Genomic DNA, 17993 nt, shown 5'->3' on the forward strand with positions numbered 1-17993 from the left:
CAAATTAACTTAATTCAGCTCTCAAATACGTTCCAAAAGGAAATTATACTGCCATTTTAGCTATACTAAAATAATTAAAGTTTACTCGTTAATCAATGCTGCTATCTCTGTCAACACTTTAGGACTGAAAGAATGCCTGCCTTGAAGCCATCTGTTTAGCTCATCTGGATTAATGTCCAGGGGAATGGCAAGATCATTTAAGTCGATCTTTTTTTCTAATAAGATCGTTGCCGTTTTATCGGCGAGATTCAGGTTACGTTGTGTTAATTCTTCTATAGCGGGATTTCCGGTTTCCTCCAGCCAGATGGAAACAAAGTCGTTTTCCTCCATTGTATTTACTTTTTGTGGTTTGATTTAATTGCTGCGCATCAGATAGGCGATGCTTAATTCGGCGGCGAATTTAATCATTAAGGCCAAGATCACCATGTACTCATTGAAATGAAATTTGTTTTACCACTTAATTCTTCACCATGTGCCTTGATGACTGAAATTTGCAAATGATAATAGTATCATTTACTTCTATTTATTGCGAAGGTAAATTGACTACAGGTATTATCAGAAGAGGGTTTGTGGGTTCTCTCCAAACAGGGAGAGGGTGTAGATTTTTCTCTAATTGAAAAAAGCGCACAGGGATGGTTAGTATCCATTGTGCGCTTTTAAATTTACGAACTGAGTATGCTATAATTATGGTCGGTCGATGCGATATAACCGACCCGCATCGGTAACAGCATAAAGTGCATTGTCTGTACCTTGTGTAATGTCTCTGAAACGTTGCCCTTCACTGGCCAGAAGCCTTTCTTCTCCAATTACTCGATTGTTCACGATAATGAGCCTTGCAATATGGGTTGCACTAAGTGAGGCAATGAAAAGGTTGTTTTGCCATTCGGAAATGCGGTTTCCGCTGTAAAAAGTCATGCCGCTAGGTGATATTACCGGATCCCAATAATAAGTTGGTTGTTCGAGTCCGTTCTGTTGCTGAATGGCAGAACCAATTGCGGCACCACCGTATTCTATTCCGTATGTAATGGTTGGCCATCCGTAGTTTCGGCCACCTTGTAACCGGTTAAGTTCATCACCTCCGCGTGGTCCATGTTCACTTTGCCAGATTTCTCCGGTTACGGGATGCAGGGCAAGGCCTTGCGGGTTCCTATGGCCGATGCTATAAAGTTCTGGCAGTGCGCCACTTGTAGTAAAGGTAGGGTTTCCTGTAGCTGGCTGTCCGCTGGTATTAATACGGATAACTTTGCCAAGGCCTGCGGTAATGGATTGCGCTAGGGGCCTGGTGGCCAGGTCTGAGCGTTCGCCTGTACTTACAATCAAATTTCCGGTACGGTCAAACAAGATCCGCCCACCATAATGTAGGGTACCGTTATAGGCCGGGCCGGCACGATAAATAACTGTTGGGTTTTCGATGGTCAGTTCATTTTGTGCGAGCCTTCCTTTAGCAACAGAGGTTTGTGTACCGCCAGCTACATTCTCTGAAAATACCCAGTATACCATTCTGTTGCTGCTAAACTGTGGATCGATGCAGAGCCCAAGCAAGCCGCCTTGTCCGTTAGCGTTTACTGCTGGTAGACCTGTAATGGGGTTGCTTAGTGTGCCGCTTGTGGTTGCAATGCGCATGGTGCCGGCCTTTTGTGTAATCAGCAGTCTTCCATCGGGTAATGCGGTGATTCCCCAAGGTGCGGCTAATGTAGTAGCGATGGCAATGCCTTGAAAGGCGGTATTGGTACGTGCCGCTGAAATTCTGGTTTGACCAGCGAAGGCGGGAGCATAAGTGGTATTGGGTGGGTTTGTTTCTACTCCGGGTCCGCTGATCGGGTCGATTTCGGGATCTGTATCAACGATTTCGCCTTTTGAACAGGCAGTTGCCATTAGCATACAGCTGGCAATAATAATCAGGTTAAGCTTGTTTTTCATGGTAGTGATTTTTAGGTTTCCGATTGTTTACTAACTGATTAACAGTTTAAACTGACTTTCGTTTTTTAATTTAGTGAGGTCAAATTGTGTTTCTTATTAAAGAATCTATTGTATGGTGGCTCACCAGTCATTTTGTGTTTTAATGCGTTTGCCATCAATGAACCCATGGTTTGGTGGCTCACCAACCATTTTGTGTTATAATGCGTTTGTCATCAATGAACATTTTGCTGTCATCCTGAGGCACGAAGAATCCCTGTGTTTTTATCTACTGACTTCATTCTAAACAAAACCTTATAAATTAAATGATCGTCTTCCTGAACTTGATTCAGGGCCTTTTCCGCTGCGCTGGCTTGCCTCGGCTAGCCTCCGAAGGGCTCTTACTTTTTTGCTTGATCAAAAAAGTAACAAAAAAATCAAGGCTTGGATCTGATGTTGGATTAGCTCGTCGAAATTTAAATGGCGGTAGCGCAAGGGCTCGATTTGGTCTGTAATAAAGTATTTATTTTAGGAGCCGTTCGCGCTACCTTGGGTTGTGGGGGATTTGAACGTGGGTACAAAAATTTCAACGGCTTCTCTTTCCATCATCTCCTAGGCCGGAAATAGCAGGGTGCTTTATTAGAAGCTGTCTAAAAATTATAATTTATTAACTTACGAAATTTCAAAAGCCTGTGTGCTGAAGAATTTCGTAAGTTTTGATGAGATTACCATAAAACTTTCGAAGTATTTCCCACAACAAAGGCCACGAAAACTTCGCAAGTTGATTTTCACTCATGAAATTTAGACAGCTTCATTAGATTTGTTATGTTTCTTAATACGAATATAGGTTTTAGGATATCGCATAAACGGTGGGTTAAAGCGGTCGTCATCCTGAACATGATTCAGGACCTATGCTTTAATATTACTGATTTTTCAATCGCTTGATTCTGTAATTGATTATTAACCAGCTTCTTCGTTTGGTGTTATCAACCATTTTTGCATTTTGTATTGCGATTTGCATCAAAGAACCCATGGTTTGGTGGCTCACCAACCATTTTACCATCACTTTGGCTTGCCTCGGCTAGCCGCCGAAGGGCTTTTACTTTTGGCTTGGCCCAAAAGTAACAAAAACCCAAGGCTTGGACCTGATGTCGGATTAGCTCGTCGAAATTTAAATGGCGGTAGCACAAGGGCTCGATTTGGCTTTTAATGAAGATTTGTTTTTAGGAGCCGTTCGCGCTACCTTGGGTTTGGGGTATTTGAACGTGGGTGCAAAAATTTCAACGGCTTCTCCTTCCATCATCTCCTAGGCCGGATTACAGGATGGAAATAGTAGGTGCCAATTGCAGGTTGCGAAGAATGCTTTTTTCTTGCGCCCTTTCCCTCCCGGGGAAAGGTGCCGACAGGCGGATAGGGGCTATTTTTCCGCTGCGCTGGCTTTCCTCGGCTGGCCGCCGAAGGGCTCTAAACTTTTTCTTGATAAAAAGTTTAACAAAAATCAAGGCTTGGATCTGATGTCGGATTAGCGCGTCGAAATTTAAAAGGCGGTAGCGCAAGGGCTCAATTTGACTTGTAATAAAGATTTTATTTTTAGGAGCCGTTCACGCTACCTTGGGTTTGGGGTATTTGAACGTGGGTGCAAAAATTTCAACGGCTTCTCCTTCCATCATCTCCTAGGCCGGATAGCAGGGCGGAAATAGAAAGGTGCAGATTGCTAGGTATGATAAATGCTTTTTTCTTGCGCCCTTCCCCCTTCAGGGGAAAGGTGCCGTTAAGCGGATAGGGGCCATCTTTTCCGCTGCGCTGGCTTCCTCGGCTAGCCGCCGAAGGGCTCTTACTTTTTTGCTTGATCAAAAAAGTAACAAAAAAATCAAGGCTTGGATCTGATGTCGGATTAGCGCATCGAAATTTAAAAGGCGGTAGCGCAAGGGCTCGATTTGGTCTGTAATAAAGTATTTATTTAAGGAGCCGTTCGCGCTACCTTGGGTTGTGGGGGATTTGAACGTAGGTACAAAAATTTCAACGGCTTCTCCTTCCATCATCTCCTAGGCCGGATAGCAGGATGCAGATTGCAGGGTGGAAATAGTAGGTGCCGATCGCGAGGTGTGTTGAATATTTTTTTCTACGCCCTTCCCCCCATCAGGGGAAAGGTGCCGATAGGCGGATAGGGGCGTTTTTCCGCTCCATGGTTTTTGTATTTCCGTGGCTATTTTTTTTGTAAATAAGCAGATTGCTTAATATTCTATTTAAATAGCAGTAGCTATTTTAACAATTTGATAATGCTAGCTGACCAAATTCCTAACCCTGCGGCTACATCTTTGTGGCACATTTAAAGCACCCATTGGAGGCGGCTGAATAATGTATTCCAAACAATCATAACCAATCATTCATGAAACAAAATTACAAATTCAATTATTTGTCTTTGATCGGAAAATGGCAAAGTCTTGCCGTATTCCTGATGCTCATTTCACTTAATGTGTTTGCTCAAAACATTAAAACCTTAACAGGTAAAGTGATCGATGAAACCAATCAACCGGTTCCAGGCGCCACCATTAGAATTAAAGGAAGCCAGGGCGGAACATCAACCGATTCAGATGGTGTATACCGCATTCAGGTTAAAAGTGGCGACGTACTTGTATATTCTTTGCTTGGAAGTGTTACTAAAGAGGTTATTATAGGTAGCCAAACCAGCATCAACATTACATTAATGCCTGATAATCAAACGCTTAAAGATGTGGTGGTAATTGGTTACGGAACTGCAAATAAAAAAGATTTAACTGGTGCGGTAACTTCCATTAAATCGGAAGAGTTTAATCAGGGTGTAATGGTTAATCCGGCACAACTTTTACAAGGTAAAGTTGCTGGTTTAAACGTAACGAAAAGTGGCGACCCAAATGCAAGGCCATCTACCATTTTACGTGGTCCATCTACCTTAAGAGAAGGTGCAGCACAAGAGCCATTTTATGTAATTGATGGTGTTCCGGGTGCTTCTATTGATTTACTTGCACCATCTGATATCGAAAACATAGATATTTTAAAGGATGCATCCTCAACGGCAATTTATGGTTCAAGAGCAGCAAATGGAGTGATCATCGTAACAACAAAAAGATCTAAAAACGGTCAGGCGCGCTTATCTTACAGTGGTTATGCTGCGGTAGAAAAGGTATCGAAAAAATACGATATGCTTTCTGCACCGGAATTAAGGCAATATCTGGCTGATAATAAACAGACTTTAAACCCGATTGATGATGATGGCTCTGATACCAACTGGCAATCGTTATTGGAAAAAACAGGCTATTCTCAAAATCATAACCTTTCATATGGAGGTTCGGGGCAGTCTTCAGATTATGGCGCCAGCGTAAACTACCTGGATAACAAAGGGATCTTAAAAAATACATCGTTAAAAAGAACAGTGGTGCGGGCATACCTGAACGAAAAGTTTTTTAACGACAGGTTAAAACTGGGTTTGACCATTACCAATAGCAATTCCAAAAGTTCAGATATCTACCAATCTCAGGCTTTGCCAAATATGCTTTTCTATTTGCCAACCGTGAGTCCGTTTAATGCTGATGGATCTTATAAAGAAAACTATAACCGTACAGGTAGTGGTACGCGTAATCCTTTATCTATTGTAGATAATAATAATATTGATAACCTGAACAACAAAACGTTGATTAACGGGATGGCTCAATTGAATATTATTGATGGATTAAAGTTTACAGCAAGTGTTTCGTCGCAAAGAGATCAGAATAACTACAGCACTTATTTAAACAGCCAATCGGGATTGGCACGTGGAGTAAATGGACAAGCACAAAAAATAGACGTTTTAAACAAAAGTCAGGTATTAGAAGGATACTTCAATTATGACAAGACCTTTGGAAAACACAGCTTAAAATTGCTCGGTGGTTATTCTTGGCAGGAAGACAGAACCAATGATGGTTTTGGTGTAACTACGCAGAATTTTTCGAACGATAATTTAGGTTATAACAACCTGTTCCTTTCTAATCCATCTTTACTATCTCAAATTGCTTTTAACAATGCCCCAATTTCTACTTTAAGATTAATCTCTTATTATGGCAGGGTTCAATACAATTACAATGAGAAGTATTTATTTCAGGCATCGCTAAGAGATGATGGTTCTTCTGCTTTTGGTAGAAATAATAGATGGGGTTTGTTCCCAGCTGTTTCTGCGGGATGGAGAATTATCGGTGAAGACTTTATGCAGGCCGTTCCAGCCATCAGCGATTTAAAACTTCGTGCTGGTTATGGTGTATCGGGTAATAGTTTAGGTTTTGATGCCTTTTCTTCTTTACTCATTTATGGCACGCTTTCCGGAAGTAACAAATTCCTGAACAACGGGAACATTAGTAACGCAATTGGACCAGTAAGAAACGAAAATCCTAACCTGAAATGGGAGAGTACAGCCACTACTAATATTGGTTTGGATTTTGGATTATTCAGTGATAGAATTACAGGTTCGGTAGATTTTTATGTGAAAGAAACATCTGATCTGATTTACGATCGTTACGAGGTTTCTACCACCCAGTTTTTCTTGCCTACCATTACAGCAAATGTTGGTAAAATTAAGAATACTGGGGTAGAGTTTTCATTAAATGCAGTAGCGGTTAAAACTGATAATTTCAAGTGGACAACTTCGCCAAACCTTGCCACCAATAAAAATAAGATTGTAACCTTATCTGATGATTTCTATAAAATAGCCGCTATCCAAACGGCGCAACTGGGCGGTAAAGGCCAGTCTGGAAATTTCAGTCAGTTGATTCAACCAGGTTATGCGCTTGGTACATTTAATCTATGGAATTACGCTGGTAAAAATGCTGCAGGTGTAAGTACTTACATCAACGCTGCCGGACAAACCATTGCCACACAACCTTTAACCACCGATGCAAAAATTGCGGGTGATGCACAACCAAAATTAATTTACGGTTGGTCAAACAGTTTCAACTACAAAAACTGGGATTTGAACTTCTTAGTACGCGGTGTATTGGGTAATAAAATTTTAAATGCTACTGCGGCAGCTTTAAATAGTCCGGCTGACGCCAAACTGCAAAATATTCCCCGATTTACGCTAGGCGAATCTTTCAATGACATTAATGCTTATCTGATCTCAGATCGTTTTCTGGAAAGTGGTTCCTACCTGCGTTTAGATAATGCAACTGTAGGTTATACGATCAGACCTAAAAATCCATCAATTAAAGCCATTAGATTATATGTAACGGCTAATAATCTTTTTGTGATTACGAATTACAGTGGTATCGATCCGGAAATTAACATTGGTGGCTTAACTCCGGGCATTGATAACAATAATTTTTACCCTAAAACAAGAACTTTCAGCTTTGGTGTAAGTGCATCATTCTAATCAAAATATAAAAATGAAAAAATTTATCGTCCTATTTAATATCCTTGCTTGCCTGATCGTTTTGGAATCATGCAGCAAGCTAGATGTCGATGTAGAATCGCAATACGTAAAGGATAATTTTCCGGTTACTAATGCTGATTATGCCGCACTATTTGGTACCATGTATTCTAATTTGTCTTCACAGTATGGCGTGCCTTACTGGAGGATGCAGGAACTTTCTACCGATGCGGCAATTATCCCGGCACGAGATGGAAATTTTGATGATGGCGGTCAATATCGTCAGCTTCATTACCACACCTGGACCATCGATCATCCAAACGTTCGCGATATCTGGCAGTGGGGTTTCGGTGGTATTAACAATTGCAACCGTTTAATTAATCTTACTAACGAATCTGCTGTTTCTGAAGCGGCTAAAACTTCAAGTTTAGCCGAAGTAAGGGCCATGAGGGCATTATATTATTACTTCATGATGGATTTGTACGGAAACGTGCCAATTATTGATGCCTTTCCGGTAAGCACACTGCCTGGAAATCAAACCCGTGAAAAAGTATTTGAGTTTATTGAAAAAGAACTTTTAGCTGTTGTTGCACAATTGCCAGTAAAAGACAACAATAACCGTGTGCTGGTTTATGGCAGACCAACACAGGCGATGGCTTATGCTTTATTGGAAAAAATGTACTTAAACGCAGAAGTGTATACCGGAAAACCGAGATACAATGATGCGGTAACGATGGCTGATAACATTTTGAAAAACAGCAATTATTCATTAGATGCAAAGTATAGTGATATTTTTGATGTAAATAATGGCGCACAGATTAACGAAACCATCTTTGCTATTCCTTACGATCAGCAGATTCCGGGCAACCAGATCACTAGGTTTGGTTTTTATCCGGCATTGGCCGCATCTTACGGCATTAATGTAGGATTCAGTATCGCCATGAGCACCACGCCAGAATATTATAACCGTTTTAATTTAACCAACGATGTTCGCAATAGCTTCTGGTTAATTGGTAAGCAATATGCACCTGATGCAAGTCGCAGACCAGATTTATCTAAGCCAGTTTTCGTTGCAGGTACCACCACTCAAATCGAAATTACGCCAGATTTAATTCTTAAACCAGGTAAACCAATGGATTTAGGAAACACAGTAGCCGATCAGGCAAAAGGTGTACGTTCTGTAAAATACTGGCCAGATGCAAACGCGATCCAGGCTACCAGGTTAAATGGAAATGACATGCCGGTTTTACGTTTAGCCGATGTAATGTTAATGAAAGCAGAAGCAATTTTAAGAGGTGCAACGGCCACCACCGTAAATGGCGAATTACAAATACCACTTGTACTGGTTAATAAAATTAGAAGCCGTGTTGGCGCGCCAGCTGCCACAACAGTAACACTAAATACATTGCTTGATGAGCGTGCACGTGAGTTTAGCTGGGAAGCCTGGAGAAGAAATGATTTGATCCGTTTCGGACAATTCGAAACAGAATACCCACTTCCAAACGATGTGTTGACCATGAATAAAGATTTAACCAGAAGAATTTACCCGATTCCGGCGAATGAATTGAAGCTAAATGCTAATTTGAAACAAAATCCTGGTTACTAATTATTGATCAATTACAAAATATGAAACTGATTACCTGTGTTGGTTTATTGGCGGTTTTGCCTGCAATAGCCTTAGTTATTAAAAAAGAAGATTTACCTATTAATCAAATCCAGGTAATCGGTTCTCATAACAGTTATAAACAAGCCATTAATCCTGGTTTATTTAAAATGTTTGCCAATTCTGATTCAGCAGCCGCAAAAAGTCTCGATTATGAACATATTCCGATGCCTGCACAACTGGATCTTGGCCTGCGTAACCTTGAGATAGATGTTTATGCGGATGAGAAAGGCGGTAAGTATGCGCATCCAGGGGGTTTAGAACAGTTTAAAGATCAACCTGAATTTGATAAAGATGGTGAAATGAATCAACCTGGTTTTAAGGTGCTGCATGTGCCTGATTTGGATTTCAGATCTTCTGCTTTAACCTTTGTGTCTGCCTTAAAGCAACTTAAAAAATGGTCGGAAGCTAATCCCGAACACACACCTGTCTTCATCACCCTCGAAGCTAAAGATGATTCTATAAAACGCAAAGGCATTACGCAACCTGAAATTTTTACAAGTAAAGTATTTGATCAGCTGGATGCCGTTATTCTGGAGAACCTGGGTAAAAAACATTTGATTACTCCTGATGAGGTTAAGGGAAAGTATAAAACTTTGGAAAATGCGGTGTTACACCAGAATTGGCCTAAGTTAAGTAGTGCAAAGGGTAAATTTATTTTTGTGCTGGATGCTACAGGTAGAAAACGTTCGGCATATATGGAAAGCCATCCATCATTAGCAGGGCGGGTAATGTTTGCCAATGCTGATGCCGGAACACCTGAAGCCGCACTAATGATCAGGAATAATCCAAATGATGTTCAAATTCCAACACTGGTAAAGAAGGGATACATCATCAGAACCCGGGCAGATGCGGATACCAAGCAAGCCCGGAATAATGACTATAGCGACTTTGACGCAGCATGTAAATCCGGTGCTCAGATCATTACTACAGATTTTTATCAAAAGAGTACACATTTTAATTCTACATACGCGATCAGCTTTCCGGGAGGAAAATACTTTAGAAGAAATCCTTTATTTTAAAAAAGCAAGAGAAGATATGAACAGAAGATCATTATTAAAAGGAGGTTTATTAACCGGTTTAGGCTTACCATTTATAGGCTTGAAAGAGGTGATGGCTAAACCCTTAATTAGCGGTAAAAAAGCCAAAAATATCATCATGATGGTGAGCGACGGGATGAGTATCGGGACGCTGAATATGGCCGATTTATATGCCAACCGTACATTCGGCAAAAGCAGTAAATGGTTGGGCTTATACCGCGATAACAAAGCTGTAAGAGCGCTGATGGATACCGCTTCGGCCAGTTCGATGGTAACCGACTCTGCGGCTGCAAGTTCATCATGGGGTGGAGGCATGCGAGTAAAAAACGGATCACTTAATGTGGGTATGAAAGGTGAAAAACCTCAACCTATTTTACAGAAATTTAAAGAAAGTGGAAAAAAAGTAGGCTGCGTTACCACCGTTCCAATTACCCATGCAACACCAGCTGGTTTCTGTATTAATATTGATAATCGTGGCGGACAGGATATTATTGCCGAAATGTATCTCGGACTTAAGTTTGACGTGATGATGGGCGGCGGACATAAATATTTTGGTGATAAAAGAGCAGGTGGAAACTTGATTCCGAAATATCTAACCCAAGGATATAAAGTTGCAGAAAATCGTTCAGAAATGCTTGCCTTAGATTCGTCTAAGCCGGTTTTAGGCCTGTTTGCTGAAGATGGAATGCCTTATGAGGTGGATCGTCAACACGATCAGGAATTGACTAAAAGTACCCCAACATTAGCAGAGATGACGGTGAAGGCCATCGAATTGATGAAAAATAATAAAGCTGGTTTTGCACTACAGGTAGAAGGAGGAAAAGTAGACTGGGCTGCACATTCTAATGATTTAAGCGGGTTAATTTTTGATCAGCTGGCTTTTGATGAAGCAGTTGGAAAAGTAATTGAATTTGCTGAAAAAGATGGCGAAACATTGGTAATCATTACCACAGATCATGGCAATGCCAACCCGGGTTTATTTTATGCTGATGAAGCCAATAAAAAATTCGATACCCTGCAAAATTTTAAACATAGCAATACCTGGCTTTTAGCACAGCTAAACCAATCATTCAGTGAGCAAAAGATTATTGATCTGATCAAAGAAAATCAAGGTTTTGAAATGAAGGCAGATGACGTGAAGTCGTTGCTGGTACATTTTAAAGATATCGTTCCAGGGCAGCTTTATAATGAATCGAACCTTCCATTTTATGAGTATGGAAAAATTCTTGGTAAATATACCGATGTGCAATGGGCGGGAATGAACCATACAGGCGATTATGTGGAGTTAACCATGTTTGGTCCGGGTTCTGAAAACCTTAAACCTTTTGTTAAAAATTATGAGCTGCATAATTTTATGCTTAAAGCAGCGGAAATGCCTGAAACATTTTTAGTGAAAGTTTAATCTTAACCACAACAAATCATTAAATGCCTGTTTTTCGCAGGCATTTTTTTATATCCGTTTTCCAGAAAAAAATTATCATGAATTACAATTTAAAATATTTTCTATTAACAGTTTTTCTTACTTCATTCTTAAACCTTCACCATAGCTACGGACAAGATAATAATTCGCCTAAAGTTATTGAAAATGGTTCAGGCGTATGGTTAAAAGGCGATTTGCATGTTCATTCGAGACACAGCACGGAATCTTCAAACAACTCGATTGCGAAAATCATTAACTTTTCAAAATCTGTAAAAATGGATTATTTGTGTATCACCGATCATGATAACCATGTAAATGGAGATGTTGCACACCATACCTGGACAGACCCTGAGTTTAAGTCAGATTCTTTACTGCTGCTTTACGGTGCCGAGTGGACTACCACCAGGGGCCACGGGAATGTGTTTTCTGCGAAACCATACGATCACCAACGTTTGTTTGATGTAAGAGACCAACGCGATGTAAATATTGGGAAGGTTAAAAAACAGCTGAATATTCATTTGTCAGCCAACCACCCAAGCGGTAAGGACAACTTTGGATTTTCATATGATCTGGTACAATCAATCGAAGTATGGAATTCTGCCGTATGGCCCAAAAATGCAAATGCCATCATGATTTGGGATGACATGCTTTCTTCTGGCAGAATGATGACGGGTAGAGGAGGTAGCGATGCCCATCATGGAACGCCAACTGCTTCAGAAAAACCCAGCGAAAATACTTATCAGGCAGCCTATAATTATATTGGCACACCAACAACATGGGTATTTGCAAAAGAGCGCAGTTTGCAAGCAATTGTAGATGCATTAAGCCATGGAAAAGTTGCCGTAAGTGCAAATCCCTTTTCACCACGCGTGGAGCTTTATGCAGATGTTAATGGAACAGGTAAATTTGGGATGATGATGGGCGATAATGCCATTTCTACAGGGAAACCAGTAAAATTCCAGGTGCAGTTAATGAACAATCCATTACCTAATGAAACTTATACCGTTACGGTAATTAAAAATGGAAGAAAGTTAAATACCTACCAGGTTAAGAGCGAAGTTCCGGTAGTTACCTTTGTAGATACGCCCGATTTAAAAGGGCGAACATACTATCGCGTAATGGTAGAAGGCAAGATTACTGATTATCCGCAGGTTCCAAAATCTATGGCGGTAAGTGAAAAGATGGTTAGCCTGTCAAATCCAATTTACTTTAATTTCGATCCGAAGTTTTAACATAAGAATTGATTAGGTTCTGTTAATCTCTTATCTGATAGGAAATGATAACATGGAAATAGCATCGGTGCGTTCCTTACTTAAAGCAATATTTTATTGAAATGATAACAGTTAAGATGTTGTGATAACGATTTTTGCTTATTTTTATCGAAAATCAATAATATGCCATTTTCCACCCTGGGTTTATCACCAGATTTATTAAAAATATTATCAAATCAGCATTTCACTGTTCCAACACCAATTCAGGAAAAAGCTATACCCGCCATTTTAGAAGGTAAAGATGTTTTAGGCATTGCAAAAACAGGCTCAGGAAAAACGGCCAGCTATGTGCTGCCAATATTAATGAATTTACAAAAAGCTGTTAAGCTTCAAAACAGGCATGTTAATGTACTGGTTTTGGTTCCTACAAGAGAATTGGCTGAACAGGTTAAAGCCGTTTTCCAGACTTTTAGCCGGGGACTTTCTACGCCTGTAAAAATATCAGCAGTATACGGTGGTGTTTCTATAAATCCACAGATGACTTCACTTCAAGGGGTAAATGTACTTATTGCTACCCCAGGCAGGTTGTTGGATTTGTTGGATTCAAATGCTGTACACTTAAGTAGTATCGAGACTTTAGTGTTGGATGAAGCCGATAAGATGCTAAACTTAGGGTTTAAAGAGGAGGTTGATAAAATCATTTCCCTTTTGCCTGTTAAACGCCAAAACATCTTATTGTCTGCTACGTTAAATGCAGATCTTCAATTGATTCACCAGGTTTTATTGCATGATCCGCTCGTTGTTGTTGTCGAAGCCCAGGAAGATTCTCTCGAACAAATCAATCAGGTGGCTTACATCGTTTCTGATGAAAAGAAAGGCCCTTTTTTAAGGTATTTAATCAACCATCATGAGATGAAACAAGTACTGATATTCGCATCCTCTGTTCATACTGCAGATGCTATTGTAAACAAACTCCGTAAAAATAACTTTGATGCAAAAGCAATTCACAGCAAAAAGAGCCAGGGGGCAAGGACCGAAACTTTATATCTTTTTAAATCTGGTAAGCTTAGAATATTGGTTGCCACAGATTTAATGGGAAGAGGGATTGATATTAATGAACTTCCTTTTGTTATTAATTATGAATTACCGAGGTCGCCCAAAGATTATATCCACCGGATTGGTAGAACCGGCCGTTCGGGTAGTTCAGGAGAGGCTATTTCTCTGGTTAGCCCGGATGAATTACATCATTTTGGAGTAATACAAAAGAAGATGGGTAAGGAGGTGAAATTGATTGATAGTGGCAACTTGCAGAAATAAAACATAAAACCAAGACATTTTTGATTCTTAAAAGCCTAACTGATAATATTTGATAGTAAAGTTGTCAAATACATTCTCCATTAACCCACTGGTTGGTGGCTCACTAACCAGCATAAGTATAGATGCCTAAAATACTTATCTCCCAGCAATTCAACTAGATCCGTTTGTCGCGCAGATTAAAATGATCATCGCGGATTTTAACCTTTGTTTCTGCGGGAAATTATTAACCTACATTTTGGTGTCACACCAATCATTCTAATTTATCTCATCAATCTGTTACTGATGAATGCAGCGGTGGCTGATCTGCTCCATTCGCGATTGCAGAATGCAGTTCGATTTTAATCAGGACTTGAAAATACTCGTTCTTTATTCCATAAGTAATTTCAGCGCTGTTACCATAATTATGCAGCAATCTCTGTTTGATATTGTTCAGGCCAGTATGAAATCCGGTATCGTTCAGGCCTGTGTTGATCAAATTGGCGGTTTTGATGGTGAATAGCCCGTCATTAAGGTTAAGGTCTATCTTTCCCGGATCATCTGGCATGCTTAGATTTCCGTGTTTGACCATATTTTCTGTTAGGGTTAATAGCACCAATGGGATTATTTTCGTTTGCTCTATTCCGTTATCGTAATGAAAGTTAATGTACAGGTCCGGTTGTTTGATTCTGGTAAGTTGCAGTAAGTTTTCCACTTGTAGAATTTCTGCCTCCAGGTTCATGATATTCGGCCCATGTTCACATTCCAGTGCATACCTCATCAATTTGGACAGATACCGAACTGCCTCGGCAGCTCTTGGTTCGGATTTATGGGTACTATTATAAATATAGGTTAAGGTGTTGAATAGAAAGTGTGGGTTTATTTGGGCTTTTAAATATGAGTTTTTAGCATCCGAGAGTTCAATTGCAATTTGTTTCTCTTCCAACTCTTTTTTAATGGCTTCTTTTTCCAGCGCTGCGGTTAGTTGTTTTTGATGAATGTATCGCTTTACGAAGTAATAGGCAGTTGCAAACAGGATAAAATATATGCCTCTCCACAAAGCCCCGAATACAAATTTCCAGTCTATCACCATACTGATCAGATTAATAGGAGTATTTGATCTTGGAATAACCTGATCAGCCAGGTATGATATGAAGGTAAAGGCGCAGATTTCAGTTATAATAAGCGCCATCAGTTTGAAGTAGTCTGGTTTGTGCCCGGCTAAAGACTTATTGAGTGTAAAATCTGAATGGATATAAAATAAAGAAATGTTGATCACATAGTGGATGCAATACACTAATAGTGGTTCATTTATATCCAGAACCTGTGCAACCAAAAGATATTCATAAATGATAAAAATCAACCAGGAAATGATGTGCCACTGATAGTGTTTTAGCCAATTTTTCATTTTATTTTTTGAGTTAAAATTTTGCTTTACATCAGTCAAAACTTGCTTGGCGTAAGTTGGTCTTTTTAGGTTTTTCATAGGGCTAAGTTTCTTTCATGAAAAGAATTATCGACTTAAAAAAAAGCAGAAAAACAGCATTTGTTTTTCGCTCAAACAGAACTAAACTGGCTATCAAAACCGACCCTACAACCAGTACAATGACAGTTGTAACAACGATGACCACCCACTCACCAGAAGGTAGTTAGTGTTAAAGCCTTTTGGAAGTCAGGATGTGCTGGCCTACATATTCCATAAATGCTGTTTTGTATTGCGGACTCATGATCACCTCGTATTTCCCAAGATCTACCTTGTGTCCATTGATTTCTTTTACAAATGCAGTGTTAATCATATATGATTTGTGTACCCGATAAAAGTGTTTATTTTCATTTAGCCTTTCTTCCATTTCCTTAATGGTCATATATACCGAATAGTTGTTGTTAAAGGTGTAAATATGGACGTGGTTGTTTGAACCCTGTAAATAGATGATTTCTGCTTTCAGTATCTTGGTAAGTCTTCCACGTTCCCCATTGGTTCTGAGGAAGAATGCCTTATCGGTTTCACTAACTACGTTTTGGGCATCATAATACTCTGTCACAACCTCGTTTACCACTTCTGCAAATTCACCAATATTAAAGGGTTTTAATAGGTAATGCTTAGCCCTTACTTTGAAGGCTTCCATAGCATATTCAGGATAAGAGGTGGTAAAAATGATGTTGTGACATTTATGCTTAAGATTGTCTGCAAGCCTAAGTCCAGACATAGATGGCATATCTATGTCCATAAAGATAAGTTGTTTGTTCTGCTCTCTGCTAATGTCAGAAAGTGCCTCCACGGCTTTGGTATAGGTTTTGTTAACTTTTAATCTAGGAATCTCCGCAATATGATGTTCCAGAATGCGGATTGCTGTTGGATCGTCATCAATGATGATGCAAGAGATTAAATTTTTCATGATACCTGGATTAGACAAAGCAATTTAATTAAAATATTCTTATTAGGAATATTTTTTAAATTAATTGGCTAATCGGGCATTATTCAGGGTATCCCTTTTTAAAGGAAATTCTTCAATATGGGTTTGTTTCAGTACTTCTAGGAGACATACTTAAAATAAATTGCTGCAGCAATCTATTTTTTTACCGAAGGTTATATATTAAAGTGCTATCAGATCAAAAGCATATTTCTGGTAGTTAATAGCAGACCTATCAGATTCATTTTCTTTCCATGCAGGCTCACTATGGCTGATATCTACAATTTGCTTGGTATTGCTGTTCTGAAAAAATTTGACCACTTCGGATAAGATCTCTTGTTCGGTATCACTTAAGGTTACATCATTATTTTGAACGGCCTTAATCTTCTCTCCGAAATTGCCATCCTTAAACTGGATGGTTTCGATGTCGATTTTTCCATCGTCGCATAGCTTAATAAACAATTTGTCGTATTCGCTCGGTACCGGACCATACGGAATGGCCTTATAGGTAATTCCGGTTATAGAATAAGCTGTTCTTTTATAGGACAGGAAATCTGCATAAAACAATAATTTATTAAGTTTGGTCTTGTAAAGCTCTATTCCTTTTTTACCAAAGTAGCTGATGACCTCTGATATTTTTTCCATGTCAGGGATCTTATAACCGTTATATTTTGACGGCTTGTGATCAGGGAATATTTTTTCTTCGAACATATGGTCCCAAAAGTTTTTAACTTCTTCCTCTTTTATTTTTCTGGAGTGGGAAATTAGTTTTTGCTGCTCTTTTTCTGAAAGGAAATGTGCACTGGCCTCTACCTGCTCAATGAAAGTTTCGGGTTTATCGATAGAAAGAATTAACCTTCCATTGGCTACCGATGGCATTTCACCTGATTCGTATAACCTATAAGTATTGGCTCCAAGCCCTAATATCTCAGACATGCGTGAGGCAGAAACATTATATTTTTCTCTAATTGCTGAGATTTCCTCTGGGAAGGGAACTCCGTACTTTTCACGATACTGATTGTAAACCTGACTGATATTGATCTCATCCAGTCTATCGTCAGTAAATTCTTCATCGGTTTGGCTACAGTAATAATAATGGTATCTAATAGTGAACTGTTCTTTCCTGAAGGTGAAATTAAATTCTTTGTGCTTTACGGGCATCGTTTTCTGACTGAAAGGACTTTTCATTTTTATTGGTTTAATGGATATATCATGGGGTGTTCAGCTGGATGGAAGGAGATACAGATTGCTGGATCATCTTGCATTCCCATGGATATCTTAATATATATTTCTACGCTCTTATGTTTTTTTCCGAATACCCACATGCTGGCTATTCCGTGCAGCACATCGTCATTCGGCCCCTCGCTATAATCTTTTATTGTAATTGATTCAACAATCTCCTTGCGCTTCTGCCCGGTTAGTTCCAGGTCTAACAATGCCTGGGTGTTTTTTTGTCTTGCATCACGAAAAAGGATACCAAATATTTTGGACTTCGTTTTGAAATCATTCAGAAATGCTTCTGTTTCGTTCTTAGTAGCCAAATTAGTGTATCTGCGGTATTGACATAAAGTTAAACTGTATTTTTTCGGTTTATGAGACACCAATCAATATATGGAATATCTATTCACAAAGGTATAATAAAAACGAATTAGTTGTATTATTTTGATAATTATTTTAATAAATAA

General features: G+C 39.4%; 14 protein-coding genes. 8 read left to right on the forward strand and 6 right to left on the reverse strand.

The window, feature by feature from the left end; translation table 11 throughout:
* Window positions 1-81: 81 nt before the first annotated feature.
* Window positions 82-330, reverse strand: a complete 249-nt coding sequence (locus ACN1CD_RS18085; protein ID WP_419131812.1) for a hypothetical protein — start codon at window positions 328-330, stop codon at window positions 82-84.
* Between the two features lie 354 nt (window positions 331-684).
* Entirely contained in the window at window positions 685-1920 is a 1236-nt protein-coding gene (locus ACN1CD_RS18090) for a PQQ-dependent sugar dehydrogenase (RefSeq protein ID WP_419131814.1), read from the reverse strand.
* Between the two features lie 1151 nt (window positions 1921-3071).
* On the opposite strand from ACN1CD_RS18090, the gene ACN1CD_RS18095 reads away from it, so the two are divergent.
* From ACN1CD_RS18095 to ACN1CD_RS18125, 7 genes are all read left to right on the forward strand, one after another.
* Window positions 3072-3206 carry a hypothetical protein gene (locus ACN1CD_RS18095; protein WP_419131816.1) on the forward strand — a complete coding sequence of 45 codons (135 nt, stop codon included), beginning with the start codon at window positions 3072-3074 and terminating at the stop codon, window positions 3204-3206.
* Between the two features lie 1079 nt (window positions 3207-4285).
* Window positions 4286-7273, forward strand: coding sequence for a SusC/RagA family TonB-linked outer membrane protein (locus ACN1CD_RS18100; RefSeq protein ID WP_419131818.1), 2988 nt, complete (start codon window positions 4286-4288; stop codon window positions 7271-7273).
* 13 nt (window positions 7274-7286) lie between these two features.
* A complete protein-coding gene (locus ACN1CD_RS18105; RefSeq protein ID WP_419131820.1) occupies window positions 7287-8876 on the forward strand; it encodes a RagB/SusD family nutrient uptake outer membrane protein in 1590 nt (529 codons plus the stop codon).
* Window positions 8877-8896: 20 nt separating this feature from the next.
* Window positions 8897-9955 (forward strand): phosphatidylinositol-specific phospholipase C1-like protein, encoded by a 1059-nt coding sequence (locus tag ACN1CD_RS18110; RefSeq protein ID WP_419131822.1) that lies wholly within the window; start codon window positions 8897-8899, stop codon window positions 9953-9955.
* A gap of 16 nt (window positions 9956-9971) precedes the next feature.
* Window positions 9972-11375, forward strand: coding sequence for an alkaline phosphatase (locus tag ACN1CD_RS18115; protein WP_419131823.1), 1404 nt, complete (start codon window positions 9972-9974; stop codon window positions 11373-11375).
* Between the two features lie 77 nt (window positions 11376-11452).
* Window positions 11453-12625 (forward strand): CehA/McbA family metallohydrolase, encoded by a 1173-nt coding sequence (locus ACN1CD_RS18120; protein ID WP_419131825.1) that lies wholly within the window; start codon window positions 11453-11455, stop codon window positions 12623-12625.
* Window positions 12626-12787: 162 nt separating this feature from the next.
* Window positions 12788-13921: a DEAD/DEAH box helicase gene (locus ACN1CD_RS18125; protein ID WP_419131827.1), complete on the forward strand. Its 1134-nt coding sequence runs from the start codon at window positions 12788-12790 to the stop codon at window positions 13919-13921.
* Window positions 13922-14189: 268 nt separating this feature from the next.
* Here the strand turns inward: ACN1CD_RS18125 and ACN1CD_RS18130 are convergent, their stop codons facing one another.
* Window positions 14190-15305: a sensor histidine kinase gene (locus ACN1CD_RS18130; RefSeq protein WP_419131829.1), complete on the reverse strand. Its 1116-nt coding sequence runs from the start codon at window positions 15303-15305 to the stop codon at window positions 14190-14192.
* 95 nt (window positions 15306-15400) lie between these two features.
* Between ACN1CD_RS18130 and ACN1CD_RS18135 the strand changes: the two genes are divergently transcribed.
* On the forward strand, window positions 15401-15550 hold the full coding sequence (locus ACN1CD_RS18135; protein WP_419131831.1) for a hypothetical protein: 150 nt from the start codon (window positions 15401-15403) through the stop codon (window positions 15548-15550).
* A gap of 2 nt (window positions 15551-15552) precedes the next feature.
* On the opposite strand, the gene ACN1CD_RS18140 is transcribed toward ACN1CD_RS18135, so the two are convergent.
* From ACN1CD_RS18140 to ACN1CD_RS18150, 3 genes are all read right to left on the reverse strand, one after another.
* A complete protein-coding gene (locus ACN1CD_RS18140; RefSeq protein ID WP_419131833.1) occupies window positions 15553-16293 on the reverse strand; it encodes a LytR/AlgR family response regulator transcription factor in 741 nt (246 codons plus the stop codon).
* A gap of 198 nt (window positions 16294-16491) precedes the next feature.
* Entirely contained in the window at window positions 16492-17496 is a 1005-nt protein-coding gene (locus tag ACN1CD_RS18145; RefSeq protein ID WP_419131835.1) for a type II toxin-antitoxin system antitoxin SocA domain-containing protein, read from the reverse strand.
* Window positions 17497-17498: 2 nt separating this feature from the next.
* Complete coding sequence (locus ACN1CD_RS18150) at window positions 17499-17849, reverse strand: hypothetical protein (RefSeq protein WP_419131836.1); 351 nt, start codon at window positions 17847-17849, stop codon at window positions 17499-17501.
* Window positions 17850-17993 lie beyond the last annotated feature (144 nt).

Origin of the sequence: Pedobacter sp. N23S346, from assembly GCF_048515415.1 — a bacterium.
In the GTDB taxonomy this organism is placed as follows: domain Bacteria; phylum Bacteroidota; class Bacteroidia; order Sphingobacteriales; family Sphingobacteriaceae; genus Pedobacter.

Coding starts and splice junctions, on each gene's coding strand:
- ACN1CD_RS18090 (WP_419131814.1), bottom strand. CDS start 1,920: ATGAAAAACAAGCTTAACCTGATTATTATTGCCAGCTGTATGCTAATG.
- ACN1CD_RS18145 (WP_419131835.1), bottom strand. CDS start 17,496: ATGAAAAGTCCTTTCAGTCAGAAAACGATGCCCGTAAAGCACAAAGAA.
- ACN1CD_RS18100 (WP_419131818.1), top strand. CDS start 4,286: ATGAAACAAAATTACAAATTCAATTATTTGTCTTTGATCGGAAAATGG.
- ACN1CD_RS18105 (WP_419131820.1), top strand. CDS start 7,287: ATGAAAAAATTTATCGTCCTATTTAATATCCTTGCTTGCCTGATCGTT.
- ACN1CD_RS18130 (WP_419131829.1), bottom strand. CDS start 15,305: ATGAAAAATTGGCTAAAACACTATCAGTGGCACATCATTTCCTGGTTG.
- ACN1CD_RS18085 (WP_419131812.1), bottom strand. CDS start 330: ATGGAGGAAAACGACTTTGTTTCCATCTGGCTGGAGGAAACCGGAAAT.
- ACN1CD_RS18125 (WP_419131827.1), top strand. CDS start 12,788: ATGCCATTTTCCACCCTGGGTTTATCACCAGATTTATTAAAAATATTA.
- ACN1CD_RS18095 (WP_419131816.1), top strand. CDS start 3,072: ATGGCGGTAGCACAAGGGCTCGATTTGGCTTTTAATGAAGATTTGTTT.
- ACN1CD_RS18135 (WP_419131831.1), top strand. CDS start 15,401: ATGAAAAGAATTATCGACTTAAAAAAAAGCAGAAAAACAGCATTTGTT.
- ACN1CD_RS18120 (WP_419131825.1), top strand. CDS start 11,453: ATGAATTACAATTTAAAATATTTTCTATTAACAGTTTTTCTTACTTCA.
- ACN1CD_RS18115 (WP_419131823.1), top strand. CDS start 9,972: ATGAACAGAAGATCATTATTAAAAGGAGGTTTATTAACCGGTTTAGGC.
- ACN1CD_RS18110 (WP_419131822.1), top strand. CDS start 8,897: ATGAAACTGATTACCTGTGTTGGTTTATTGGCGGTTTTGCCTGCAATA.
- ACN1CD_RS18140 (WP_419131833.1), bottom strand. CDS start 16,293: ATGAAAAATTTAATCTCTTGCATCATCATTGATGACGATCCAACAGCA.